The 23,760-nt window shown below is 42.1% G+C and carries 24 protein-coding genes and 1 pseudogene; 12 read left to right on the forward strand and 13 right to left on the reverse strand.

Annotated elements, in window-relative coordinates:
• Window positions 1–39: 39 nt before the first annotated feature.
• Together V7K21_RS10440 and V7K21_RS10445 are read right to left on the reverse strand one after the other, a co-directional pair.
• Window positions 40–582: a hypothetical protein gene (locus V7K21_RS10440; RefSeq protein WP_335173906.1), complete on the reverse strand. Its 543-nt coding sequence runs from the start codon at window positions 580–582 to the stop codon at window positions 40–42.
• 64 nt (window positions 583–646) lie between these two features.
• Complete coding sequence (locus V7K21_RS10445) at window positions 647–1,327, reverse strand: polysaccharide deacetylase family protein (RefSeq protein WP_335173908.1); 681 nt, start codon at window positions 1,325–1,327, stop codon at window positions 647–649.
• A gap of 413 nt (window positions 1,328–1,740) precedes the next feature.
• On the opposite strand from V7K21_RS10445, the gene V7K21_RS10450 reads away from it, so the two are divergent.
• The 8 genes and pseudogenes from V7K21_RS10450 (at window position 1,741) to V7K21_RS10485 (ending at window position 11,020) form a co-directional block, all read left to right on the forward strand.
• Window positions 1,741–2,616 carry an RnfABCDGE type electron transport complex subunit D gene (locus V7K21_RS10450; protein ID WP_335173910.1) on the forward strand — a complete coding sequence of 292 codons (876 nt, stop codon included), beginning with the start codon at window positions 1,741–1,743 and terminating at the stop codon, window positions 2,614–2,616.
• 9 nt (window positions 2,617–2,625) lie between these two features.
• Complete coding sequence (locus V7K21_RS10455) at window positions 2,626–4,002, forward strand: DUF2330 domain-containing protein (RefSeq protein WP_335173912.1); 1,377 nt, start codon at window positions 2,626–2,628, stop codon at window positions 4,000–4,002.
• A 100-nt stretch (window positions 4,003–4,102) separates the two neighbouring features.
• Window positions 4,103–4,753 (forward strand): sigma-70 family RNA polymerase sigma factor, encoded by a 651-nt coding sequence (locus V7K21_RS10460; RefSeq protein WP_335173914.1) that lies wholly within the window; start codon window positions 4,103–4,105, stop codon window positions 4,751–4,753.
• Between the two features lie 168 nt (window positions 4,754–4,921).
• Entirely contained in the window at window positions 4,922–5,539 is a 618-nt protein-coding gene (locus V7K21_RS10465; protein WP_335173916.1) for a cytochrome C, read from the forward strand.
• Window positions 5,540–6,055: 516 nt separating this feature from the next.
• Entirely contained in the window at window positions 6,056–8,848 is a 2,793-nt protein-coding gene (gene secA, locus V7K21_RS10470) for a preprotein translocase subunit SecA (RefSeq protein WP_334793501.1), read from the forward strand.
• 211 nt (window positions 8,849–9,059) lie between these two features.
• The gene (locus tag V7K21_RS10475; protein ID WP_335173918.1) at window positions 9,060–9,923 is read left to right on the forward strand and encodes a DUF2726 domain-containing protein; all 864 of its coding nucleotides are present in this window, start codon (window positions 9,060–9,062) and stop codon (window positions 9,921–9,923) included.
• A gap of 291 nt (window positions 9,924–10,214) precedes the next feature.
• Window positions 10,215–10,340, forward strand: a pseudogene (locus V7K21_RS10480) (phosphotyrosine protein phosphatase); the annotation flags it as partial.
• Window positions 10,337–11,020, forward strand: a complete 684-nt coding sequence (locus V7K21_RS10485; RefSeq protein WP_335173920.1) for a class I SAM-dependent methyltransferase — start codon at window positions 10,337–10,339, stop codon at window positions 11,018–11,020. The pseudogene V7K21_RS10480 and the gene V7K21_RS10485, both read left to right, overlap by 4 nt.
• An 87-nt stretch (window positions 11,021–11,107) precedes the next feature.
• Here V7K21_RS10485 and V7K21_RS10490 read toward each other — a convergent pair whose 3' ends face one another.
• From V7K21_RS10490 to glpK, 3 genes are all read right to left on the reverse strand, one after another.
• On the reverse strand, window positions 11,108–11,257 hold the full coding sequence (locus V7K21_RS10490) for a hypothetical protein (protein ID WP_335173921.1): 150 nt from the start codon (window positions 11,255–11,257) through the stop codon (window positions 11,108–11,110).
• A gap of 133 nt (window positions 11,258–11,390) precedes the next feature.
• Window positions 11,391–12,359, reverse strand: a complete 969-nt coding sequence (gene argC / locus V7K21_RS10495) for an N-acetyl-gamma-glutamyl-phosphate reductase (RefSeq protein WP_335173949.1) — start codon at window positions 12,357–12,359, stop codon at window positions 11,391–11,393.
• Between the two features lie 480 nt (window positions 12,360–12,839).
• Window positions 12,840–14,354: a glycerol kinase GlpK gene (glpK, locus tag V7K21_RS10500; protein WP_335173923.1), complete on the reverse strand. Its 1,515-nt coding sequence runs from the start codon at window positions 14,352–14,354 to the stop codon at window positions 12,840–12,842.
• Window positions 14,355–15,338: 984 nt separating this feature from the next.
• Here glpK and V7K21_RS10505 point away from each other — a divergent pair.
• Window positions 15,339–15,662, forward strand: a complete 324-nt coding sequence (locus tag V7K21_RS10505) for a hypothetical protein (protein WP_335173925.1) — start codon at window positions 15,339–15,341, stop codon at window positions 15,660–15,662.
• 329 nt (window positions 15,663–15,991) lie between these two features.
• Here the strand turns inward: V7K21_RS10505 and egtD are convergent, their stop codons facing one another.
• The 3 genes from egtD to egtC all read right to left on the reverse strand — a co-directional run bounded on the left by egtD (window position 15,992) and on the right by egtC (window position 19,366).
• Window positions 15,992–17,026 carry an L-histidine N(alpha)-methyltransferase gene (gene egtD / locus V7K21_RS10510; RefSeq protein WP_335173927.1) on the reverse strand — a complete coding sequence of 345 codons (1,035 nt, stop codon included), beginning with the start codon at window positions 17,024–17,026 and terminating at the stop codon, window positions 15,992–15,994.
• 850 nt (window positions 17,027–17,876) lie between these two features.
• Window positions 17,877–18,197, reverse strand: coding sequence for a hypothetical protein (locus V7K21_RS10515; protein WP_335173929.1), 321 nt, complete (start codon window positions 18,195–18,197; stop codon window positions 17,877–17,879).
• A 380-nt stretch (window positions 18,198–18,577) separates the two neighbouring features.
• Window positions 18,578–19,366: an ergothioneine biosynthesis protein EgtC gene (egtC, locus tag V7K21_RS10520; protein ID WP_335173931.1), complete on the reverse strand. Its 789-nt coding sequence runs from the start codon at window positions 19,364–19,366 to the stop codon at window positions 18,578–18,580.
• Between the two features lie 389 nt (window positions 19,367–19,755).
• Between egtC and V7K21_RS10525 the strand changes: the two genes are divergently transcribed.
• The gene (locus tag V7K21_RS10525; protein WP_335173933.1) at window positions 19,756–20,007 is read left to right on the forward strand and encodes a hypothetical protein; all 252 of its coding nucleotides are present in this window, start codon (window positions 19,756–19,758) and stop codon (window positions 20,005–20,007) included.
• 26 nt (window positions 20,008–20,033) lie between these two features.
• On the opposite strand, the gene V7K21_RS10530 is transcribed toward V7K21_RS10525, so the two are convergent.
• The 4 genes from V7K21_RS10530 to V7K21_RS10545 all read right to left on the reverse strand — a co-directional run bounded on the left by V7K21_RS10530 (window position 20,034) and on the right by V7K21_RS10545 (window position 22,543).
• Entirely contained in the window at window positions 20,034–20,414 is a 381-nt protein-coding gene (locus tag V7K21_RS10530) for a DUF423 domain-containing protein (protein ID WP_335173935.1), read from the reverse strand.
• 50 nt (window positions 20,415–20,464) lie between these two features.
• Window positions 20,465–20,944 carry a hypothetical protein gene (locus V7K21_RS10535; RefSeq protein ID WP_335173937.1) on the reverse strand — a complete coding sequence of 160 codons (480 nt, stop codon included), beginning with the start codon at window positions 20,942–20,944 and terminating at the stop codon, window positions 20,465–20,467.
• A 455-nt stretch (window positions 20,945–21,399) separates the two neighbouring features.
• Window positions 21,400–22,086, reverse strand: coding sequence for a magnesium protoporphyrin IX methyltransferase (bchM, locus tag V7K21_RS10540; protein ID WP_335173939.1), 687 nt, complete (start codon window positions 22,084–22,086; stop codon window positions 21,400–21,402).
• Between the two features lie 235 nt (window positions 22,087–22,321).
• Complete coding sequence (locus tag V7K21_RS10545) at window positions 22,322–22,543, reverse strand: hypothetical protein (RefSeq protein ID WP_335173941.1); 222 nt, start codon at window positions 22,541–22,543, stop codon at window positions 22,322–22,324.
• A 113-nt stretch (window positions 22,544–22,656) separates the two neighbouring features.
• On the opposite strand from V7K21_RS10545, the gene V7K21_RS10550 reads away from it, so the two are divergent.
• A complete protein-coding gene (locus tag V7K21_RS10550) occupies window positions 22,657–22,854 on the forward strand; it encodes a hypothetical protein (RefSeq protein WP_335173943.1) in 198 nt (65 codons plus the stop codon).
• Window positions 22,851–23,081 (forward strand): type II toxin-antitoxin system HicB family antitoxin, encoded by a 231-nt coding sequence (locus tag V7K21_RS10555; RefSeq protein ID WP_335173945.1) that lies wholly within the window; start codon window positions 22,851–22,853, stop codon window positions 23,079–23,081. Before V7K21_RS10550 ends, V7K21_RS10555 begins: the two co-directional genes overlap by 4 nt.
• 183 nt (window positions 23,082–23,264) lie before the next feature.
• Here the strand turns inward: V7K21_RS10555 and V7K21_RS10560 are convergent.
• On the reverse strand, window positions 23,265–23,760 hold a 496-nt coding region (locus tag V7K21_RS10560), incomplete at its 5' end, for a tetratricopeptide repeat protein (protein ID WP_335173947.1).

The raw sequence follows: 23,760 nt of genomic DNA on the forward strand, positions 1-23,760 counted from the left end.
AACTATTTTTTCTCGAAGATCGACAGAGTATGACTTCATTTAAAAGTATTTATATTTTAATCTAGTGTACCTCATAATAGACGCAAGTGCTGTATTTCCAATCCAAGCATCCAAGAGTAAATACCCAACAAAAGTTTCCCTCGCTTGACTAATTTCCCCTGGTGCTGTCCAGTTGATGGGCAAATTTAGCGAAGCATCTCCGATAGCATTGAATACATTATCTATTGTGTGTCGGGATAGGTCTTTAGAATCTTGTGGATAATCCGATACTATTCGAGCCAGAATTTCATTACCAAGGGTGAGAATTGCACCTTCTTGAGGCGGCAAAAATGAGGGTGAAACAATGCCATTTTCCCCATTGAATGTCGCTAGTTCATAACCAGCATGGGGTAAACCCAGCAACTCACACAACTGGGCTGCAATCTTCTCTGCCCAATCTTCTCCTGTGTTTGGTCTAGCTTTCTTGAATAGACAACGACCTAGATCATGATGACGAAACCAGAACTTTTCTTTTGTTCCTAAATCTTCATCAGCCTCTGGGGCATCTAGGGGAACATCAATGATAGGAAATTGCTCTGGCATAATTTATAGGAAATCCTGATTTTAAGCAAATTATTAACTTCACCTATCCTTAAATGTGTAATAGTCAATGGTTAGCCTTAGCTCGTTGCCACAGAGTATCAACAGTCACAAATTCATAGCCTTGTTGTAGCAGTTGCGGAATCAGGATTTGAATTGTGGCAGCAACATCTTCTCCTCCGCAAGCACCATCATGCAAAACGATTATTGAACCATTTTTGACTTGCTGCATAACTCGCTCTACCACGGTGGTGACACCTGGTCGCACCCAGTCTTCTGGTACAACACTCCACATAACTGGGCGGTAATTCCACTGAAAAAATAATTTTAAAGTAGCAGGTGTAAATAAACCATTGGGGGGGCGGACATCCCGCACTTGTTCAGGTTGTAGATTGCAGGCATTGTAGATGGCAGCTTGGGTTTTTTCTAAACTGTCCTTCAGGTCATTTGGGGAAAGCATGGCAAAAGAGCGATGATCGTAGCCATGCAATCCGATCCAGTGTCCGCGATCGCTAACGGTTTTAGCAATGGCTGGTGAACGGTTGACGCAAACACCCAACCAAAAAAAACTAGCTGTAATATTGTAACGGTCTAATACTGCCAAGACTTCGGGTGTGTATTGAGGATGGGGCCCATCATCAAAAGTCAGGGCGATCGCTTTAGAATGGGGATTTCCAGCCCAAAGGCAGTTGGGAAAACTTGGCTGGAGAATGCGGTATAAAATTGGGAACAGGGGAGCTAGCTGCATTTTGCGTTTATCTGCTGCTGACAACTTTTTGTCGGTGTTGCTTGTGAAACTGCGATGTCTGCGACGGGCGTAGCTGCAACTTCTGGCGATGAAGCATGTTTGCTTAAATGGTAATCTACATCTGGTAGGTCAATGGGTAGGATTTACGCAATAAGATTTTTTGTTGAGCCAGGGTATAAGGGTGCAAGACTACGGGTGTATAAGGGTCAACAAAGGAAAAAACAAAGCTAACACCAAGCTTCTCTTTCTTCTACTCCCATACCCTCAATACATTTCTATCTCTGACTATATCCTTAGAGGTTTTTAGATTTCCTGCTTTATTTTGTAACAAAATTTGTAACAGTAACATTGTTTTAGCTTGTACTCGTCTAGATTGATGAAAAATCTACGGGGAATCCGTGAATGAAAGGGTAATGTTGCTCAAAGATATACGAGATTATCAAATTCTATTTCTGGGCTTGTTCCTAGTTGTGGGAATCGGTACACGAGATTGGACGCTGCGGCCAGAGTTGATTGGAGTAGCGATCGCCACAAGTCTTGCAACCCAATGGATATTGTCATTGGTAAAAGGCAAAGAACAACTGACGAATCTTCGGAGTGCTTTAATTACCTCTTTGGGACTGTCCCTGCTGTTGCGGGCTGATCACTGGACGACAATGGCAATAGCCGCAGCAATTGCGATCGCCAGCAAATTTATCTTCCAAGTCGGTGATAAGCATTTCTTTAATCCCGCCAATTTTGGGATCATTTCTGCCTTGATTCTGACCCCCGATGCTTGGGTTTCGCCGGGACAATGGGGTGAAGAGTGGTGGTATGGGCTATTATTTGCCGGAACTGGTGGCATGATTTTGCAGCGCGTTGGTCGCTGGGACACCACAGCAGCTTTTTTGGGTAGCTACTCCTTGCTGGAGGCGATTCGCAATCTCTGGCTGGGTTGGACTTGGGATGTTTACTGGCACCGATTGATGAGCGGGTCTTTGCTGCTATTTGCCCTATTTATGATTACAGATCCGCGATCGATCCCCAATTCGAGAATTGGGCGTGTAGTTTGGGCAGTTTGCATCGCCGGATTAACTTTTATTCTGCGGAATTATTTCTTTGTTTCCACAGCAGTTTTCTGGGCACTGTTTGCCCTTGCACCATTGACCATTCTGCTAGATATTCTCTGGGTAGCTCCACGGTTTGCTTGGCAAGAGGGGGATGAGGAAGCAGGGGGAGAACTTCTTACTCACCCCTCCTGTACAGACGCGATTAATCGCGTCTCTCTTAATTCAGCACTAAAAAAGTAGAGGTATAAAATGAAGTTTTTTCGACTCTTAACACCATTTTTGTTGACAATTGTAGCTGTTTTATGCTTTGCACCCGCAGCTTGGGCATTTTGTGGATTTTATGTAGCCAAGGCTGATACAAAACTGTATAACAAAGCTTCTCAGGTGGTGATAGCACGGGATGATGAACACACTGTCCTAACTATGGCAAATGACTTTCAAGGCGAAGTCAAAGATTTTGCAATAGTAGTACCTGTGCCAACGGTGCTGCAAAAAGAGCAAGTTCGCGTAACTGAACCGAAAATTATCGAGCGCTTGGATGCTTTTAGTGCGCCGCGATTGGTAGAATATTTTGACTCAGATCCTTGTGCTGTTACTGATTCGGTAAATCTACCTGCTGCGGCACCTAGAAGCAGGGCAGTTAGTCAGGAAGCTGAAAAAACAAGTGATCGCAGTTTGGGTGTAACAGTCGAAGCACGTTTCAACGTTGGCGAATACGACATCGTGATCCTTAGTGCCAAAGAATCTGGGGGACTAGAAACTTGGCTCAAACGCAATGGCTACAAAATCCCCAGAGGTGCGAAACAGTTACTAAAGCCCTACATCCGCTCCTCAATGAAATTCTTTGTTGCTAAAGTCAACTTGGATAAATTCGAGAAATCTGGCTATCAGTTCCTTCGTCCGCTACAAATTTCCTACCAGTCACCGAAATTCATGCTGCCAATTCGTTTAGGCATGATTAATGCTACGACAGAGCAGGATTTGATTGTCTACATCCTCTCGCCCCAAGGACAGGCAGAAATCACTAACTACCGGACGGTGAAAATCCCTTCTAACACGAACATTCCTTTGTTTGTCAAAGATGAATTTGGTGAATTCTACAAATCCATGTTTCAAACTGTCTACACCAAAGAAGACAGGAAAGTTGGTTTTTTGGAATACGCTTGGGACATGAGTAGTTGCGACCCCTGTTCTGCTGATCCCCTAACCCAAGAGGAACTAAAGCAAGCAGGCGTATTTTGGCTAGATGATAATTCTGGAAGTAATCTACCAGCATCCCCCAGCTTTCGTCGTCCTTCTCCTAAAAATAACGTCTTCATCTCCCGGCTGCATGTCCGCTACAGCCGCGACAAATTCCCTGAAGACTTAATATTCCAACAAACTGCTAACAGCGAATCTTTCCAAGGGCGTTATGTTTTACAACATCCGTTCCAAGGGGAACTCAAATGTCAGGCAGGTAGAGAATATAAGCAGTCTTTGCCCAAGCGTTTTGAACAAGAGGCGCAAACTCTAGCTAAACTAACCAACTGGAATATCCAAGACATTCGCAACAAAATGAAGCTGAGTATTGGTGATCTGACATATCCCTGGTGGGAAAATTTATTGTCCTGGCTGGGATTATATTGAGAGGATTTGAAAAAAATACCGTATCTTGACCAAAGGTAATTTTTTAGGGCGTTATTATACGCAATACTAAGATATTCTTGCTTTCTTCGCCAAGATTGTCATGGTTCAATTCGATGAACAGCTACGCCGCTTAGTTAGCGAAGCCTGTGGACACAAACCTGGAAGCCCTCAGCGTCAGAAGCTGCTCACGCAAATTATTCGCTTGACAGCAAGTAGACTTTGGAGGGAAAGTACTCCCTACTATCAAGATGCACTACAACAAACTTGGTTGTATTTCTGCCGCAATGTTTGTGAAGGTTTGACAGGTCAAATCTATGACCCCACCTATGGCAGTGTCATCACTTGGCTAAATGCTTACTTAAGACGGAGACTACAAGACTTTTACACTAACCAGAACCGAGAACAAGCCACAACAGTCCCTCTTCGGGTTCGTCAGTCTACATCGGGTGGAGCAAGTGAAACCATTGATCCTGTAGATAACCTCCCAGCTGCCCCCCAAACACCTCCCATTCTGGAAGACTTGGAGACATGGGCTAATACAGATTCTGAAGGAGAACTGCGCGATACTTACATTAAAGGGCGTCCAGATGTGAATTGTCAGGTTTTAATTCTCAGACGCCTACCCCCGGAAGTTAGCTGGAGAGAATTATCTGAGGAATTTGGGCTGTCAATTCCGACATTAAGCAGTTTTTATCAGCGCCAGTGTCTACCACGTTTGCGTAAATTCGCTGAATTGGAGGGATTGTTATAAACTTTATATTACTGTTATGCATGGAGGGAGGCGTAGACGCAGAGCGGCTTGCCAATAAACATCGCCACATTACTAAAAGTACTTACGCAAAATGTGAAACACTGCTAAGACTGCGTAAGTCCTATGATTAGCATAAGCGCTACTTCTAAATATCTGGGAATGTGAGGAATGTCAATTTTTGTTAAGCGCAAAACCCGCAATGGCGAAAAGCGTCTGCCTAAGAGCGATGGGCTATGTTCCGCCCGAAGCGATCGCCAAGTGCTACAGAAAAGCGCCGAACGCCAATTTAAGCGCCAATTTTTCGGTTTACTTTTGGTAATTGTAACGTGGAGCCTAGCTATGGGCTGGCTTCTAGCATTGGCAACTAATGCCCACAGCGCTACTCCCCCTGTCGAAATTGGCACAGTTGACGTAGTTCCTGCACAGTACCAACTAGGGCAAGAACTGTATTTGGAAAACTGCTCCACATGCCACATCGCCTTACCACCAGCCGTTTTACCCACCCAAACTTGGAAAAATCTCCTGCAAGACTCGCAGCACTACGGCGCACAATTAAAGCCTTTAGTCGATCCGCCACGCATCTTGGTATGGAAATATCTTTCGACTTTCTCCCGTGTGCAGCTAGACGACGAAGAAACACCCTATCGCCTCAACAACTCGCGTTATTTCAAAGCTCTACATCCAGGAGTTAAGTTACCACGTCCTGTCCAGCTTGGCAGTTGTGTTAGCTGTCATCCCAGTGCTAGTGATTACAATTTCCGCCGCCTGACACCAGAGTGGAAGTGAAGAGTTAGGAATTATAGCATTTCACGCAAACCCTGATACATATAGATTTATCGTAGGGGCACGGCATTGCCCCTACCAAGGTATTTGTATGATTATTAGAACTTACGCAAAAATCGCCCAAAAGCTTAATTACTCAAACCACCAACTCTACCAGAGGTTTCCGCCAATGTGCAGCGTTTGGTGAAGAAAAATTCGGAGAGTGTAGGTAAGTCCTAATTATTAAAGTGAAATGGTATTAGGAGTTGAAAAATTCATAACTGATATCTCATAACTCTATTCCCCCACTCCCTCTCTGGCCCTATCTGGGGGCAAAATGATACTATGAAGAAAGACTAAATATAAGATAAGAGTTAAAACCAATCAGTTTACTAAATGATTGGCTAGTTTTTCTCCTGTTTTTGAGTTAATTCTCGGTTACACCCATCCACGACCAAGCCGGTTGGGTTGGGTTAAATGTTTATAATCAATACCGAACCTTTAATCCCCATCCCCCTTGATTCAGTTCTATAACCTGCCATGTTAAAACTTTTGTTGGGCGACCCCAACGCTCGTAAGCTTAAAAAATACCAACCTTCTGTTACTGAAATTAACCTTTTAGAGGAAGAAATTAAGGTTCTTTCCGATGAGGAGTTAAAAGGTAAAACCGCCGAATTTAAACAACGGCTTGCCAAAGGTGAACCTCTAGATGACATCTTGCCAGAAGCTTACGCCGTTGTCCGGGAAGCAGGACGGCGAGTCTTAGGCTTGCGGCACTTTGATGTTCAACTCCTTGGCGGGATCATTTTGCACATAGGGCAAATTGCCGAAATGAAAACCGGCGAGGGTAAAACACTGGTAGCCACCTTGCCGAGTTATTTGAATGCCCTCACTGGTAAAGGTGTACACGTGATCACTGTGAACGATTACCTGGCTCGTCGGGATGCAGAATGGATGGGACAGGTGCATCGATTCTTGGGGCTGAGTGTGGGGTTAATTCAGGCAAGCATGACTCCCAGCGAACGCCAGAAAAATTACGATTGCGATATTACCTATGTCACCAACAGTGAGATCGGGTTTGACTACTTGCGGGATAACATGGCGACATCAATGGCAGATGTGGTGCAACGCCCGTTCAATTATTGCGTGATTGACGAGGTAGACTCGATTTTAGTTGATGAGGCGCGGACACCACTGATTATTTCTGGGCAGGTGGAAAGACCGACAGAAAAATATCTGCAAGCCGCTGAAATAGCATTTACACTCAAAAAAGACGAGCATTACGATGTGGATGAAAAAGCTCGTAACGTGCTCTTGACAGATGAAGGCTTTGCTGAAGCCGAAAATCTTTTAGGAGTCACAGATTTATTTGACCCAGAAGATCCTTGGGCGCACTTCGTTTTCAATGCGATTAAAGCCAAAGAACTTTTTCTCAAGGACGTAAATTACATCGTCCGCAATGGGGAAGTGGTAATTGTCGATGAATTTACTGGTCGGGTGCTACCCGGACGGCGTTGGAGTGATGGATTACACCAGGCTATTGAAGCCAAAGAACACGTAGAAATACAGCCAGAAACTCAAACTCTAGCGACAATTACTTATCAAAATATGTTTTTGCTGTATCCAAAACTCGGTGGAATGACCGGAACGGCAAAAACGGAAGAACCAGAATTTGAAAAAATTTACAAACTGGAAGTCGCGGTAATTCCCACCAATCAAGCCAGAAGACGGGAAGACTTGTCTGATATGGTCTTTAAGACAGAACCAGGCAAGTGGGGTGCGATCGCTAAAGAATGTGCCGAAATGCACGAACTCGGCAGACCTGTATTAGTAGGAACCACTAGTGTAGAAAAATCCGAACTTCTCAGCCGACTGCTGAAGCAGCTGGAAATTCCTCACGAATTACTCAACGCCCGTCCGGAAAACGTCGAGCGTGAGGCAGAAATCGTCGCCCAAGCCGGACGCAAAGGTGCCGTGACTATTGCTACTAACATGGCTGGTAGAGGTACAGACATCATCCTGGGTGGAAACTCCGAATATATGGCACGTTTGAAGCTGCGGGAATACTTCATGCCCCGGATCGTCATGCCAGAAGATGAAGACACCTTTGGCGTTCAAAGACCAGCCGGATTGCCTACAGGACATGGCGGTGGTCAAGGCTTTGTCCCTGGCAAAAAAGTCAAAACTTGGCGGGCTTCACCAGAAATTTTCCCCACCCAATTGACAAAAGAAACAGAAAAACTACTTAAAGACGCAGTAGAAATTGCGGTGCGTGAGTATGGCGATCGCAGCTTACCGGAATTGGAAGCAGAAGACAAGGTAGCTATAGCAGCAGAAAAAGCTCCCATCGACGACCCTGTGATTCAGAAATTGCGGGAAGCATATAACCGCGTTAAGCAGGAATACGAACAATTTACTACCCGCGAACACAATGAAGTAGTGGAAATCGGCGGTTTACACGTAATTGGTACAGAACGCCATGAATCCCGGCGGATTGACAACCAGTTGCGCGGACGTGCAGGAAGACAAGGTGACCCTGGAACCACGAGATTCTTCCTCAGTTTAGAAGATAACCTACTGCGGATTTTTGGTGGCGATCGCGTTGCTGGGTTAATGAATGCTTTCCAAGTGGAAGAAGATATGCCCATCGAATCTGGGATGCTTACCCGTAGTTTGGAAGGCGCACAGAAAAAAGTTGAAACCTACTACTACGACATTCGGAAGCAGGTATTTGAGTATGACGAGGTGATGAATAATCAACGTCGTGCTATTTATGCTGAACGCCGCCGGGTGTTAGAAGGTCAAGACTTGAAAGAACAGGTAATCAAGTACGCTGAAAAAACGATGGATGACATCGTTGACTACTATATCAACGTAGACTTACCCTCGGAAGAGTGGGAGTTAGAAAAGTTAGTTGAGAAAGTCAAAGAATTCGTTTATCTGTTAGCGGATTTGCAGCCTAGTCAATTAGAGGATATGTCAGTCAGCGAGATTAAAGCCTTCCTCCATGAGCAGGTGCGAATTGCTTACGATCTCAAAGAAGCGCAGATTGACCAAGTTCAACCCGGACTGATGCGCCAAGCTGAACGCTTCTTTATCTTGCAACGCATTGATACCCTGTGGCGGGAACACCTGCAACAAATGGATGCCTTACGCGAATCAGTAGGATTACGTGGTTACGGGCAAAAAGATCCGCTGATTGAATATAAGAGCGAGGGTTACGAACTCTTCTTGGATATGATGGTTAACATTCGCCGAGATGTGGTGTATTCGTTGTTTATGTTCCAGCCGCAGCCTCAGCAGATGATGCAGGCAGAATCAGAGATGGTGTAGGTAGGGAATATTTTATGCAGAGACGCAGAGGCGCAGAAGCGTTTTTGCGTCTTTGTGTTTTAAGGCATCTCTCAAAAATATTTTGTTTTCAGGAGTTTGCTGAAATGGGTAAGCTGGTACTGCCAAATCTTCAGGGTAAGCATAATGGGTGAATAATGGACAGTCCTGTTATAACCGCTAATAAGTTATGCCTCTGTTAAGAGTAGATTATATGGCAGAAAACATTGATTATGAGCAAATCTATCAACTGACATTCCGTAAACAATGGGCTGAGTTATTGGAGCTTGTCTACAAGTATTCTAAATTTGCTTCTTCAGATGAATTAGTTAAGAGAGCAGTAAATACTTTTGAAAATGAGTTTTTTGAAGAATTAGATAAAGGAATTGCAAACGATAATATTGAAACTGTATTAGAAAATTTATTTTTACTTCATAAAGGTAAAATCTATAGTTTAACAGAAGATAGAGCTATTACAGTCGTTGTTGAATTGGTCAACATATATAAAAATAAAGGCTCAATGCTTGAAGCATATAATTATGCTAAATTTTATCCTAAACAAGAAATATGTTCTGAAGTAATTAGGTTGCATCAGGAATCATTACCCAAAGTTGTAGAACATTCTCAGAGTCATCAAATCAAGGTAACAGAAAATAAAAATATATCTAATGTTAAATATACTACCAGCCTCTTTAAATCTCATCAAGAGATGGAGTTTTTTATGGCTGTTAGGGAAAACTTTCAAATGTTTGTAGTTTATCCTAATGTTGCATTAAGTTGTTTAATTGATTTTGAGAAAATTAAGAGTAATTTGTCCCAAGAAGAGAGAAGCTTCTTTTTTAGAGGAATTGTAGATTGTGTTGTATTTGATCAACATGAAAGCTATAAACCAATTAAATTCTTTGAGTTAGACAGTTCTTATCATGATTCGTCTGAACAAAAACTAAGGGATAGTTATAAGGATAAGATTTTAGCAGTGGCTGGACAAACACTTTATAGGATTAGAAAGACCTCAGAGAATCAGGGGAGGGCAGAATTCATGAAAATAATAAGAGAAATAGTAAATATAATATATTAATTTACCCAATGGTTAGTTAAAATTTCGGCATATTTAATTTTAAAAAACTAGAAATGAAGCCTTTCTACAGAATTAGCTAAGATAAGTGGTTAGCCTCTTCTCTAACAGCGCCATAGCCATAACCAAGTTATACTTAAACAGGTTTGCAAAATTGATGCAACTTTCTCAAGCTGAACAGGATGCGATCGCTTATACTTAGCGTAGTTTTGGAGTTATCTGTGGGGCGATCGCAGAGTAAATTACTTTACTTTAATAACTAAGCAACCAGAGACAAACTAGCCTACAAGGTAAAATTTTCAGCCATTTCTTAAAGATAAAAAAATTATCTGCTTAGATATATTAGATGAATATATGGAACCAGCTTTAATTGAGTTGTTAAAACAGAAAGTTATACCGCTATTAAAAATTAAAAAATGAATATTCAAGAAGCTTTTAATTCTGCCGCAGTTGATTATGATAACTTACGTCGTATTCTAATTCCCTGTTTTGATGACTTTTACAAAACAGCCGTTGAAATCATATCAGTCGATTGCACTGCACCGCTAAAAGTTCTAGATTTGGGTGCTGGTACTGGACTTTACTCAGGTATGCTTCAGTCCGTCTTCCCCAATGCAGAGTTCACCTTGCTGGACTTAGCCCCTGAGATGTTAGAGAAAGCTAAGTTTAGATTTAGCAAAATGGGTAAATCTGCCAAAATCTTAATTGGTGACTACGTTGAGACTGATTTAGGTGGTTCCTATGACCTTATAATTTCTGCCTTATCGATTCATCATCTGTCAGATTTTGACAAAGAACTTCTTTATCAACGGATTTATGATGTCCTCAATCCTGGAGGGATATTCGTCAACGCCGATCAAGTTCTCGGCAAAACCCCTGATTTAGAACAACTTTACCGTCAACACTGGCTAGATTCTGTCTGCGCTAAGAATATCTCAGAGGAGGATCTCAAAGCTGCACAAAAACGCATGGAATATGATCGCATGGCAACCCTTGATATTCAACTTCACTGGCTAGAAGCAGCTGGGTTTCAAAATGTGGATTGCTGGTACAAAAATTTTAGCTTTGCTGTTTTTGGTGGTTATCGACCGACTATTTAACTAAGTAGGTAGGCACAAATAATTAGAAGAGGGCATCAATTGTGATGCTATCACCTTCTTGTATAAGAGTAATCACACCCCCGACTACTACTTCTGGTCGTGTATAAAAGAATTTCCATTTAAGTCGATAGCGATCGCCACGAAACAAGCTGTATAATTTGTCTCAAAAATATGCCTATTGATCAAGGTAAGGTAAGATGAGCGATCGCACCGTTCAACGTCAGAAATCAGCCGCATCAAGTTTTACTTTCTTTAACTAACCTATCGAGTCCCCCTACGATTCTTGAACCCAAACAAAGCGCGATGGTGAGCGATGTTGCCGCTGCTAGCGCCGCTGCCGCCCGAATGTGATTCCAGTCTGAGCCTTTTACTACAATCCCAACTCTTCTGGAAAGCCGAGCATGATGTTTAAGTTTTGGATTGCGGCCCCCGATGCGCCTTTGCCCAAGTTGTCGAGACGAGCAACTAGCAACACTTCTTTGGTAGCGTCATTGGCGAATACAAAAACCTGAACAATATTGGTGCCGTTGATTGCGATCGCATCCAGAAATATTCCGTTTCGCAGCAAAGTAGAATCTTGAAATGGAGCAACCTGTACAAATTTTTCACTTTGGTAATAGTTAGCAATTGCTTGATGAATAACTTCACCTGATGGTGGATTATCCAAAGTCCCCAGTGGCAAAGGCACCTGCACCAGCATTCCTTGCTCAAAATCTCCTACTGCCGGCACGAACAACGGCGGCGATGCTAACCCTGAATAATAATGCATTTCCTTAACGTGCTTATGCCCAAATTGCAAACCATAGATGCCATAAGGGTAGAGTGACTCTGCCTCGGCTTGCTGTTCATGGAAGGTATGGTATTGTTTGATCAGATTCTTTCCGCCACCAGAGTAACCTGACACTGCATTAACGGTGATGGGAAAGCTATTCTTCAAAAGTCCCTTAGCAATCAACGGACGGATACAAGCTAAAAATCCCGTGGGATAACAGCCTGGATTGCTGACAAACTGGGCGCTGGCGATTTTCTCTCGCTGTCCTGGATTTAGTTCAGAGAAGCCATATACCCAGCCTTTAGCTGTACGATGGGCACTACTAGCATCCAGGATCTTAACCGTAGTACTACTGACCAAGCTAACAGCTTCTCGGGCTGCATCATCCGGTAGGCAGAGAATAACAACATCGACGCCATTGATTAGTTTGGCTCGCTCAGTTGCATCCTTACGTTTAGATGCCTCAATGCTAACTAACTCGATATCATCCCGTTGATTGAGGCGTGAGTAAATTTGTAAGCCTGTGGTTCCCGATTCCCCATCAATAAAAATCTTAGGTTTAGTAATCATGCGTCTAGCATCCTTATATGAGTGGTATTTTGACCGATTAATCGAGTTATCATATCAAGTCTGATAAATCAACCTCTCCCCGCTTATGCGTTACGCCAAAGCTCCCCTCCCTTACTAGGGCTACCGTGTACACACAAGTCGAGTTGGTAATCAAATGGACGGAAAAGAACGGAAAATTATTTTTAAAATCCTTAATTTTCTCTCATCAATCTATCAATAAGCTGACATTATTGATAATCAGTTTAATCAACTCAAAACCTTGCCAATATCCGGCTTGTATCTTACCAGGCAAGGATTTTAGGACTTGTGTGTACACCGTCGCCTACTAGGGGAGGGGTTGCGAGAGAGGTCTTTCGAGAATTAACAGTAATTTACCGGACATAATATCAATTTTTTATCGCACTGTTATGAAAAAGTCGGTAATCCTATTATTTAATAATAATTGAGCAATTTTTAATTAAGTTTTTAACCCCTTAACTACTCCACCCAAGCCAGAGTCCGTTTCACTGCCTTTTGCCAAATAGCAAAATTGCACAATGGGCCATTGCTTCCCGGCTCAAACACGCACTCAATCTGCCGTTGCTGCACCAGTGCTTCATAGCTCTCCCAAAATCCTACAGCTAAACCTGCTGCAAATGCTGCACCTTGAACAGTTGTATCGCGCATTATCGGACGTTCAACTGGAATACCTAATACATCAGCCTGGAACTGCATCAAGAAATTATTTTCGCAAGCACCACCATCTACACTTAATCGCCCAACTGGAGTACTGCTAGATGCATTTATCGCCTGCACTACCTCCAGAACTTGGTAAGCGATCGCTTCCAACACGGCGCGGACTAGATGCTCTGGTTGTACACTGGCGGTAATGCCAAAAAAGGCTCCCCTAGCGCTCATATCCCAATAGGGTGCGCCCAGTCCACTAAATGCAGGCACAAAGTAGACTCCGCCATTATCTTTTACCTGATTTGCTATCGCTTCAGTTTCAGCAGCAGTTTTTATTAGCTTCAGGCGATCGCGCAACCATTGAATACAAGCTCCACTAGTAAACATACTGCCTTCAATAGCATAGCCTACATCTAAAGTATCCCTTGGATTTGCTTGTGTCCATGCCACTGTAGAAATGATTTTATGGTGCGATCGCACAATTTCACAGCCAGTGTGAGCCAATAAAAAGCTACCAGTACCGTAAGTGCATTTCATTAAGCCTGGGCGATCGCAGCCATGACCAAATAAAGCAGCTTGTTGATCTCCCAAGATGGCAGTAATGGGAATTTCAGCGCCCAATAAAGTAGCATCTGTAACTCCAAATATTCCTAAACTAGACTGAATCTGGGGCAAAATATGAACCGGAATTTGAAACAGATCCAGTAAATTCTCATCCCATTCACAGGTTTTGAGATTCATCAACATTGTCCGGCTGGCATTGCTGTGGTCAGTAGCATGGACTTTCCCACCTGTGAGGTTCCACAGCAGCCAGGTATCAATAGTGCCTGCTAAGACATTGTTAAAGTCAACATCTCTAAACTTGTCTAATAGCCACCTGAGTTTAGTAGCAGAAAAATAGGCATCGATAATCAATCCGGTGCGATCGTAAATATCTTGAGCATAGCCTTGTTCTTGTAACTGGTGACAAAGGGGAGCAGTGCGGCGATCTTGCCAGACGATCGCTCTTTGGAGTGGTTTACCAGTAATTTTGTCCCAAATCAAACAGGTTTCACGCTGTACAGTCAGTCCTAGCGCTGCGATCGCTGATGGAACAATCTGGGCATTCCCAATTGCGGTTTGCATCACCCAACAGGTATCATGCCAAATTTGTTCAGGGTCATGTTCTAACCATCCGGGCTGAGGATAATACTGAGTTAGTTCTTTGTATGCCTGCCCAACAATTTTGCCGTCTGCGTTAAACACAAAGGCGCGGTTGCCTGTTGTACCTAAGTCCAGTGCTAATATGTAGCTCAATGATGGAGTTGTGTTGCCAAGTGTGTGCATAGCCGCTTTAACATGCTGGGTAGGTGTAGCCCGCTGTAGGCATCGCGATTTTATAAATTCACGTCAAATCAGATATAGATTATTTATTGTACATTTTAGTCACATTTTCTCACCGGATACCCATAAGTAATTAATGGAAATCTCTCAAGCTCGACTTTATCCATTTTTCCCTGAGGGTGATCACAAAGGTACGCGCTTACCAAAAAATGCGGGTTTTGCTGCACACATAACATTTAAATACAGTCTTGGTGAATACGACTATTTTAAATCGTCAAAAAGCTTGGGCTAGCGCCAAAAACCTTTCAGGACTTATGCAAAAACTCTCTGAAACTCTTATTCCTTTGTGACGGCAGTCGCTATAACGGCGGGAACCACCGCACACTGCCTCTTTTTTTGCGCCCTTTACGGTTCGTTTTTTCTTAAATTTGCGTAAGTCCTGTCTTTAACCCAAGCGTATTGCTTCATAAAACTCACGTTTTATAAAAAGTTCATATATTTTATATTTTGCTTTATTAAATATGCAATTTAATAGCTCAATTACTGAAAAGCAGGTTTGTCAATAAGTTCAGTATTATTCCTCTTTTAATAACAACTTAAATAAAACTAAATTATTAATAGTTGTGCTGGGTTAGTTGATGACAAAACATCAATTATTTCAGGTGTATCTATTTGCATCCTCTCTATAAGACTGATTCAGTAATCATAAAATCACCGTTCTCCTTATTATTAGAGAGGAGTTTAGCTTCCCCTTAACTCATATAAAAGGTGATTGGAAGGTTAGGTTTTTGTTAGTGAATCGATTTACTAAACTGCATTCAAATATAAAGCATACCTTAGTCCTATATTCCTTTGTAAATTGCTGTAATCAGATTTTTTTTGACAGCACAATGATTTATCTTGGTAAATCACGGTCTTATATACAACTGAGAAAAAACACAAGTTATTGAAGCTTTAAACATTTATTAACTAATTTGACAAATCCCCATGCGACAATATACTTCTCATTTGCTCATACTGGTATTAGGAACAAGCTCGACTTTCATCGTTACTCCATCTCAAGCTCAAACTCCGGTAAAACCCAACAGTCAAAATACCAATAATATTAGTTCCCTATCTTCAAATTCACCTTTCGCTATCCAATTGAGTGATTTTGCCAATTCTACTAACAGCAAACCACCTATCCTCTCTGAGGCAGCCAAGAACTCTTCTGTTTCTGATGCTTCTAATGCCAATATAACTGCAACTAAGCCAAAGCCACGGGTTCCTATATTCAGCAGAATTTTTCCCACACCTTCGATGCAGCAATAATTAGCAGCTAAATATTGAGTCTCTCGTTTGGGCTGATAGGGAAATGTATAAATCCATTATATACATGATGTACAACTGTACTTAGTGAAAATACCACTCCAGCAAAAGAGATTCTAATTGTTCTCTGTTGCTGGGGTGGGAGGAATATCAACTATAGCCCTTCTCGTTTGTATGTAATATACTTTGATTTTTCTCCAAGCCTCTCTCTTAAAAGAAGAGAGGCTTGGAGTGCTACTCCCCAACGCAATAAGGGTTAGGGCTGTTTTTATTAGGTCTATATTGGACTCAACTGAGGACCGCTATATACGTGAGGTGTAGCCTGATTTGCTTTATGCTTGCAACTGAGTGAGCAGTAAACCAAACCATTGATTTGGATCTGTCCACACATGAATAGGTAATAAACCCTGTGCAGTCAGTTGCTGCTTGATAGTATTGAGGTCAAATTTACGCGAAATTTCAGTGAGGATAGTCTCACCTAGTGCAAAATTAACCTTGAGGTTAAGAGCGCGTAATTCAACAATTTGCGATCGCCGGCTGCGTAAATGCATTTCTATTTGATACTCACTTTCATTGTAAAACGCCCAGTGTTCAAACTGCGTGGTGTCGAAATTCCCCTCAAACCGCTGATTTAAATGTTCCAGCATATTCAGGTTAAATGCTGCTGTCACTCCTTGGTTGTCGTTATAAGCTGGTTCCAAAATCTGTTTTGGCTTTCGTAAATCTATCCCCAACAAGAAATACTCACCTACTTGTAGGGATTCTGTAATTTGAGAGAAGAATACATCACACTCACTAGGTGTCAGATTACCTAAACTGCTACCAATAAAACAAATCATCCTGCTGGGTAATTGCGTCGGTAAGAGTTGTGCAAGGGCTAATTCATAAGTTCCCGCTAGTGCATAAACTTGCAGTAAAGGATAATCACTTAATAACTGCTTGGCGCTACTTTCCAAAATACCTGTAGATACATCAATTGGTAGGTAGTGCAGGGGACAGCCTAGCTGCTGGTAGGCATCTAGTAAAATGCGGGTTTTGCTAGAACTGCCACTGCCAAGTTCTACCAATTCACAAGCGCCGGTCATCTTGGCAATTTCGCCAGCATACTGTTGTAAAATCGCTGTTTCTGTGCGTGTTAGATAATATTCTGGTAAATCACAGATTTGCTCAAATAGCTCAGAACCACGGTCATTATAAAAGTAACAGGGAGGTAAAGATTTAGGTGTTTGAGTTAATCCCTTCACTACATCACTCCCAGCACTAGGTGTAACTATTTTAGTTGCGCCTAGCAAACGCTGTATCTGCAAGCGTTCTTCGATATTTTCTGGAGAAGTAATCTTGCTGGTAACAGCTTTAGATATTGACATTGATCCTCGTGTTAAAGTATGTGGGGTTCTATGTAGAAAGTCTACTTTCCAAAGAGCATTATGAGCGCATTTTGTGGCGTTTATTAAAAAATTCATTATCCAAAACGCCCTCAATCAAATGGGATACCACGTGATTGAGCTATTCTCTTTATAAAAAAATATTGCAAGTATTGCAATCATTGCCATTTCGCAAGATTCCTTCTGGCAAGTCTTTTTTGAAGTTGAACAGACCAAACAACGCTACCACCCTTTAGACGAATCTGATATTCTTTCTTCAGTACCCCACAGCTAAAACATCTAGTCAGGCAGCCAATACAAGAAAGATATATCCGTTGTGGGGCGATCGCATTTCGTGAAGGAGCGATCACTATATTACTCACTAAGTAGATTATCAGGGTCGATGCCGAGCGATGTCTGACGGCAAGCCGCTTCTCAACTCTTGCAGAGGCTGCGCCAACGAGACGCGTAGCAAGATCCCTGTAGGAGTAAGTAAGTCGGCACAAATACCGCGCTAACTTTTCTGCCTTTTATTCTAATGTCAAATAGCGATCGCCTCTCAAATTCTGGAAGTGAGGAATCAATACGGTTCGGATAACAAGAGTGAAGGTGAAGATAAGGAAGATGAGGAGAGAAGTCTGAGCGCTGGCTTCCGGCGACACCGATAGCGACGCGCAAAGCGAGTCTTGCCTACAGCAGGCTGGCGCGAACGAGCATCACAGCCCGCACTTCGGCAAAGCTCAGTGACCACCGCAGGCATCAGAACTTCGGGAAGATGAGGATTTTGCTCCCTTATCTCCCCCTACTCTCCCCTATACCCGATCTCGCCTCAACAAATAACTTTCCTTCGCTGCTACACCGGCTTGAAATATATGGCTTTTAACATTGCTCGACCATCTGTCGTTATTTCTGCATTTTTACAGGTCGCCAGAAGGTTTGACGAGCCTGATTCTGGATTAGCTTTATTGCTTTCAATCTCACCAATGAAGTATCCAGACTCCTTAAGACGATTTAGTAACTCGAGCAATTCTTCTCGATTAACCTGTTTACCCTCGAAGTCCTCAGCAAAAAAGCTAACATCTCGCTGTCCTTGTTCATCGTCTTTAATCTTATTGAGCAGGACATAGACAATTTGATCCGGCAGGTTATCTGTCGGTGTCAGATCGAGTGACATAGAATACTCCTAAAAATCGTTAGATATTATTGTAGACTATTAAGAATAAATAGCAATAATTACTTTTTTCTGGGCGGAGAATCTAGGCAGCGTCTACCTCCTAAACTAATTTTTGATTGAAGAAAATTCTCAACAAAGACTGAAACGTTGAATTGAGGTTGCTGCACTTCTCTACGAGACGCTCTTGCTAGCAAGATCCCCGTAGGGGTACGACATGGGTCGACTACTTCGGCTGCGGCTCCATCGAGCGACTTGTGCTGAGCGCAGTCGTTGGCGCAGCCTCTCGAAGAGAAGCAAGCCGAGATGCTCAGTACAAGTGCGCCCTTCTCTACGAGAGGCTGCGCCATTCATCAAAGGCTTGAAAAATAGTCTCTTTTACACTAGATTTGCTCAATTTGGAGCTCACAGTCTGCTCCCACACTAATGATGCTATTTTCTGGGCAAGCAATCCAATTACCTATAAATAAAGGTTCGGACGCAATAATTACAGATTTTGGAAAAGTCGGATCATCTCGTATCCAGTAAAGAGATGGAGGTGGTGAAGTAGTAGCAACACGAGAAGCTATCAGGCGATGTCCGTCACTAAAGATTACATTGAATGAGGCTTCTACTTGATAGCGCTTTGCCATCTCTAAGAGGGTTAATAATGTACTACGTAAAGCATACTCTAAAGGTCGATGTTTGTTAATTTGACTTTGTGAAAGTAACAATGCAAAAATGTGTTCGGAGTCAGTAGTGCCATTAATTTTTTCGTAAAAATCTTGGGTTAAAGTGCTGCGGATTTTTCTGTGTAATGTTTTCCGAAAATTTTCGATTCGTCCATTGTGAATAAATAGCTGTTGTTGATGGTTAAAGGGCTGACAATTAGCAAAATCTACTGCTTGTTCGGATGTAGCACTGCGGACATAAGCAAGTACACACTTTGATTCAACATAACGGCTGAGACTGGGTAGGTTGATATCATTCCAAATAGGTAGGGTATTTTTGTAAATAAAAGGGCCAGTATCTTTTTGACTATCATACCAACCCACACCAAAGCCATCTGCATTTACTACCCCAGAGGTCATTTCGCGGGGTTGATAACTCTGGACTATCAGCGAGTGTTCTGGTTTATACAGAAGATGATCTAAAGAAATAGGCGAACCAAGGTAAGCAAGTAAACGGCACATTATGAATTTTCCACCTTCTATTAGCACAATTATTGGGCAACAGCCTTACCCGCTTTTATTCACCATCATCACTGGTTCGTAATATTGCTAACACAATTTCAGAAAAGATTGATGGTGTCCAAGCAAATAGATTTGTGGTTAATTTAAATAGTACTCAAGTCACAACATAAATATTGCAGCAAGCAGCAAATTGCTGATTACGCAATATCTGGGTCAGCAGAAATCATTACAACAGAGAACCAAAGCATAAATTTTATTTACTAATATCTCTATTAATTATTACTTATAAATTTTGGCGTCCTCCGAACCAAAACAAATAATAGACTTAATTTGTAATAAATTAAATATTGAAAAGTTTGATGAAAAAATATTTTTATGTCTTGGCTTAATTGGGTGTATATTCAACTCATGATAGTTCAAAAAATATTAGTGAAGAAGTATTGGGCTTCCGTCCAACTGTTTATATTTCATTTCTTCCTATTTATAATAGTGATGAATATATCCAAGGAATAAACTCAATCATTAAAGCATCTATGATGTTATTAACTTATGAATCTGGCGATGCAGTTCTGACTAGAGAAAATTGTAAAAAGGAGGAAATTGAACCTCCAATAAATGGAGTTAGAGTTAAAAGCTCTTAACTTTTAACTCCCCATTTATAACTTTTTTACAACTTCAAAGTCCACGCAGCAAAAGCTAAAGCACCCCAACCAGCAAGAAAGGCTGTGCCGCCCAGTGGTGCGATCGCTCCTAAGGATTTAATACCGGTTAAGCTAAGGGCGTACAAGCTACCTGAGAAAATAGCAATGCCAATGATAAACAGCCATCCACTGGCGATGAGAGTGGGTTGGGGAGACTCAGTACGACTAATTAGTATTGCTATTAGAAAAAGTGCTAAAGCATGATACATCTGGTAACGAGCGCCAGTCTCAAAAATTTCTAGTGATCGCTCACTAATTTTTTCCCGTAAAGCATGGGAAGCAAAGGCACCAGCAGCAACTGACAAACCGCCTAAAATGGCAGCTATGCTCAAAAAAATCTGCGTCATTAGACCTAGCCGTAAGTTGGTGTGGAATTTAACGAACCATTAGATATCAATTAGACATCAAAATGATATGATATAGCCCCTTCTTCGTTCACCTTAAAGTTTGCATTGAATTCTTTAGCTTTTTCATCTAAATATTGTCTGGCGTTGGCTGGGGGTAGTTGTGACTGCATAGCAAAGCCTAAAACAGTTACGCGTCCATGATTTGCTTGTAGCATCTCATAAAAAATAGATTGCAAGCGATCGCTAACTTGTTGATTAAGCGCCTTTTTCTCCTGTCGGCTTTGACGGTACAATCCCAATGCTAACCATCCCCCCAATGTTAAGCTAGGGATACCAAAAATTAGACCACCTACAGCAGTATTATTATCTTCATAAGTAGCATTTGGTGCGGTAAAAGTATCCCCATCTTGCACTGGTATGTACACCTCACGTGCAGCAAATTTTTCCAATGTCGCTGTTGCTGATAGCGTTAAAAACATAAATCCGAGTGTCAGTAGCCAACCAGCAGCCAATTTTTCAGCAGTTTTCATAGTTCCACTTTATATTTTAATTTTGCTAGCGATTTTAACTTGACTTTTGCAAAGGTTCTAGTATATCAATGTACTCCTGACAATAGTTTTGTAAGCGCTTCTTCTGTGTTCTTCAGCGTTTTCTCGATAGCATCCAGGCGTTTACGGTTCGGTTCTCCTACTTTTTATCCCACACTCCATACTTTCAACTGTCACAGTCGTAGTAAGCGAAGGTTTACCAAGCATGAAATGTCAAAAATATAGTATGATTTTTGCTGCTATTACATAAAATAAGGCTGTGCGATCGCGATGATAGTTATTCATCCTCCCAATTAGAGCGATGTCTAAGGGCGGGCTACGCCTATGCCAAGATAAAAAGCAGAACTGGATGCCAAGTGTAATACTTACCAGTGTTAAACTTTGAGATTGTCAAATCGCAGCAAAGATATAGGATTCATCTTGCTGCGATTTTAACTTCATTTACGTGTAGCTTCAAGTAGGCGAGAAAAATAGAAGCGAGTCTTCGTCATCGCCTTTCGTTGCAAAGAAAAACCATTACTTTCCAAAATTCTTACCACATCAGCCTCACGATGCAAATATGCACGAGTCGCTTTACTTGGCCCGGGAAAGAAACTGCCAATTTTCTTGAGTATACTTAGGGCACAGGTCTTCGGCGCAAAACTGAGAATTATCCGCGACTGTGCCAAAGAACATAGGTGAGATATCATCTCATCGGCTTTTTCTTGGGGGTAGTGGATAAGAACATCCAAGCAAATAACAGTATGGTAACTACCACTTAACGATTCCAAGTCCTGCACAGCAAAAGTGGGATTTTCAGCATTTGGCAAAGTTTGCTTTGCTCTATGCTTGCCTTCTTGCACCATTTTTTCCGAAATATCGGTGGCATAGACTTTCGCACCATCTACCGCTAGGGGGATGCTGAGACTAGCGACACCACACCCAGCATCACAGATTGATAGTTCTGGTAAATTGTTATCACCCTTCAGCCAGCCGAGAACTGTATCCACGGTTTGCTGATGTCCGTTGCGGATGTCTAGTTGGATTTTGTTGACTTCGCCATCGCCGTAGATTCGCCTCCAACGGTCAAACCCTGTGGAATTGAAATAGTCGCGAACAATCATTTTCTCGTCGGCTGCGTTCATAAACTTTGATTTTTAAGGGTTCCCAATGCTTAAAATTATCATTGATGGGAACCCAGAGGAGCGGTCTTGCAGATTTTTCCAGATATAGTTTGCGGCTATGGGCTTAAAGCAAGTTTTTTCTTTACCATCAAACACCGTATTTTCAGTTTCCCGCTGCATTGGTCAATTGCGATCGCTGTTGGGTTAGGTGATGAGTGTATCATTAATGGGAATCGACAAGAGCGAACGCATGGTTTTATAACTCTTCTCCAAATTGCTCTTTAGATAATAATGGCTCAAATGATTGGTAAGCCTTATAGTTCCGAAAATGTCGAGCATATAAATCAACAATATCCTCAGATGAATCAAAGTCATCATCCAAAACTGAATTCACGTCTACTACTTGCTGCAAAGACCAAGTAATAGTTTCTTCATTCTCATTTGTATAGCTGACGCTTTCATTTTTACTATGATTCAAAGCTTTAAACTTGCGATCGCACTATATTCCAATGATTATAATAAATTAAGAAGTTGGTAACTAAGGAGCAATGCCAAAGAAAGTAAGAGAATTGAAAGCAATGGTAGCAAAAGTTGGGTATATCCTTCAGCCAGGACGAGGCAAAGGAAGCCATACATTTTGGAAACATCCAATGCTACCGGAAGAACCCCTTACTATTCCTGGGTATTGATGGTGATGATGCTCCGCTATATTTAGAAAGAGGCATTCAACGGGTGCTGAAAAAGCTGGAAGAACTCGAAAAACTTGTAAGCGAGGAAGGTGAAGAATGATCTATCACTACAGTATGGTGATTCAATGGTCACAAGAGGATCAACTTTTCTTAGTTCACTTGCCTGAGTTCCCTTGGCAACAATTTCATACACATGGTAGAACTTACGAGGAAGCTGCCAAAAATGGTCAGGAAGTAATCGAGGCTTTTGTGGAAATGCTTTCTGAAGAGAATAAACCATTACCAGAAGCCAGAATGCTACCTACAAAGCCTCTGCAAGTAGCTTAGTTGTGGGTTGGTAGAGATTTAGGTGTGGTTGGTGCGTTACATTTCATTAACATATCCTACAATATCGCACTCTATAAAGCCTCTTCTGTGCGTAAGACAAAATCACTGCCGAAACCAAGCGCGTAGCCAACGCCACAACCGACGCAACCACGCCCATAACCCACGGCGAGAAAACCTCAGTGTTCATTTTATAAACTGGGCACGTATTAAACGCCACAAAAGCAGCAGAATCAGCCATACTAAGGCAAAAGGAAAGGCTATCAAACCGAAAATAAAACACAAAATTAACTGTAAACGCCCACGTTGAACCAACTTTATTAATGATTTTAGCCACTGAGGATAAGGCATCGCTTCGAGAGGAAGCTCAAGTTCTTGGAAAATCTGCTGGGCTTGATACGAAGCTACAAATCCTTCTTGAATCCTGCCACACTGATGATAAGCATTGCCCAAACTGATTAAGGAATTACCTTCGCCATCGCGATCGCCTATCTCCCTTTTGATTTCCAAAGACTGCTGCAAAAACTCAATCGCCCGTTGGTACTGTCCCAGGGAGTAGTAAACGTTGCCCAAATTGCCCAAGGAATTACCTTCGCCATTGCGATCGCCTATGTCCCTTGTGATTTCCAAAGACTCCTGCAACAACTCAATCGCCCGTTGGTACTGTCCCAGGGAGTTGTAA

Source organism: Nostoc sp., from assembly GCF_036919595.1.
In the GTDB taxonomy this organism is placed as follows: Bacteria; Cyanobacteriota; Cyanobacteriia; order Cyanobacteriales; family Nostocaceae; genus Nostoc.

Coding starts and splice junctions, on each gene's coding strand:
- V7K21_RS10440 (WP_335173906.1), bottom strand. CDS start 582: ATGCCAGAGCAATTTCCTATCATTGATGTTCCCCTAGATGCCCCAGAG.
- V7K21_RS10445 (WP_335173908.1), bottom strand. CDS start 1,327: ATGCAGCTAGCTCCCCTGTTCCCAATTTTATACCGCATTCTCCAGCCA.
- V7K21_RS10450 (WP_335173910.1), top strand. CDS start 1,741: ATGTTGCTCAAAGATATACGAGATTATCAAATTCTATTTCTGGGCTTG.
- V7K21_RS10455 (WP_335173912.1), top strand. CDS start 2,626: ATGAAGTTTTTTCGACTCTTAACACCATTTTTGTTGACAATTGTAGCT.
- V7K21_RS10460 (WP_335173914.1), top strand. CDS start 4,103: ATGGTTCAATTCGATGAACAGCTACGCCGCTTAGTTAGCGAAGCCTGT.
- V7K21_RS10465 (WP_335173916.1), top strand. CDS start 4,922: ATGTCAATTTTTGTTAAGCGCAAAACCCGCAATGGCGAAAAGCGTCTG.
- secA (WP_334793501.1), top strand. CDS start 6,056: ATGTTAAAACTTTTGTTGGGCGACCCCAACGCTCGTAAGCTTAAAAAA.
- V7K21_RS10475 (WP_335173918.1), top strand. CDS start 9,060: ATGGCAGAAAACATTGATTATGAGCAAATCTATCAACTGACATTCCGT.
- V7K21_RS10485 (WP_335173920.1), top strand. CDS start 10,337: ATGAATATTCAAGAAGCTTTTAATTCTGCCGCAGTTGATTATGATAAC.
- V7K21_RS10490 (WP_335173921.1), bottom strand. CDS start 11,257: ATGCGGCTGATTTCTGACGTTGAACGGTGCGATCGCTCATCTTACCTT.
- glpK (WP_335173923.1), bottom strand. CDS start 14,354: ATGCACACACTTGGCAACACAACTCCATCATTGAGCTACATATTAGCA.
- V7K21_RS10505 (WP_335173925.1), top strand. CDS start 15,339: ATGCGACAATATACTTCTCATTTGCTCATACTGGTATTAGGAACAAGC.
- egtD (WP_335173927.1), bottom strand. CDS start 17,026: ATGTCAATATCTAAAGCTGTTACCAGCAAGATTACTTCTCCAGAAAAT.
- V7K21_RS10515 (WP_335173929.1), bottom strand. CDS start 18,197: ATGTCACTCGATCTGACACCGACAGATAACCTGCCGGATCAAATTGTC.
- egtC (WP_335173931.1), bottom strand. CDS start 19,366: ATGTGCCGTTTACTTGCTTACCTTGGTTCGCCTATTTCTTTAGATCAT.
- V7K21_RS10530 (WP_335173935.1), bottom strand. CDS start 20,414: ATGACGCAGATTTTTTTGAGCATAGCTGCCATTTTAGGCGGTTTGTCA.
- V7K21_RS10535 (WP_335173937.1), bottom strand. CDS start 20,944: ATGAAAACTGCTGAAAAATTGGCTGCTGGTTGGCTACTGACACTCGGA.
- bchM (WP_335173939.1), bottom strand. CDS start 22,086: ATGAACGCAGCCGACGAGAAAATGATTGTTCGCGACTATTTCAATTCC.
- V7K21_RS10555 (WP_335173945.1), top strand. CDS start 22,851: ATGATCTATCACTACAGTATGGTGATTCAATGGTCACAAGAGGATCAA.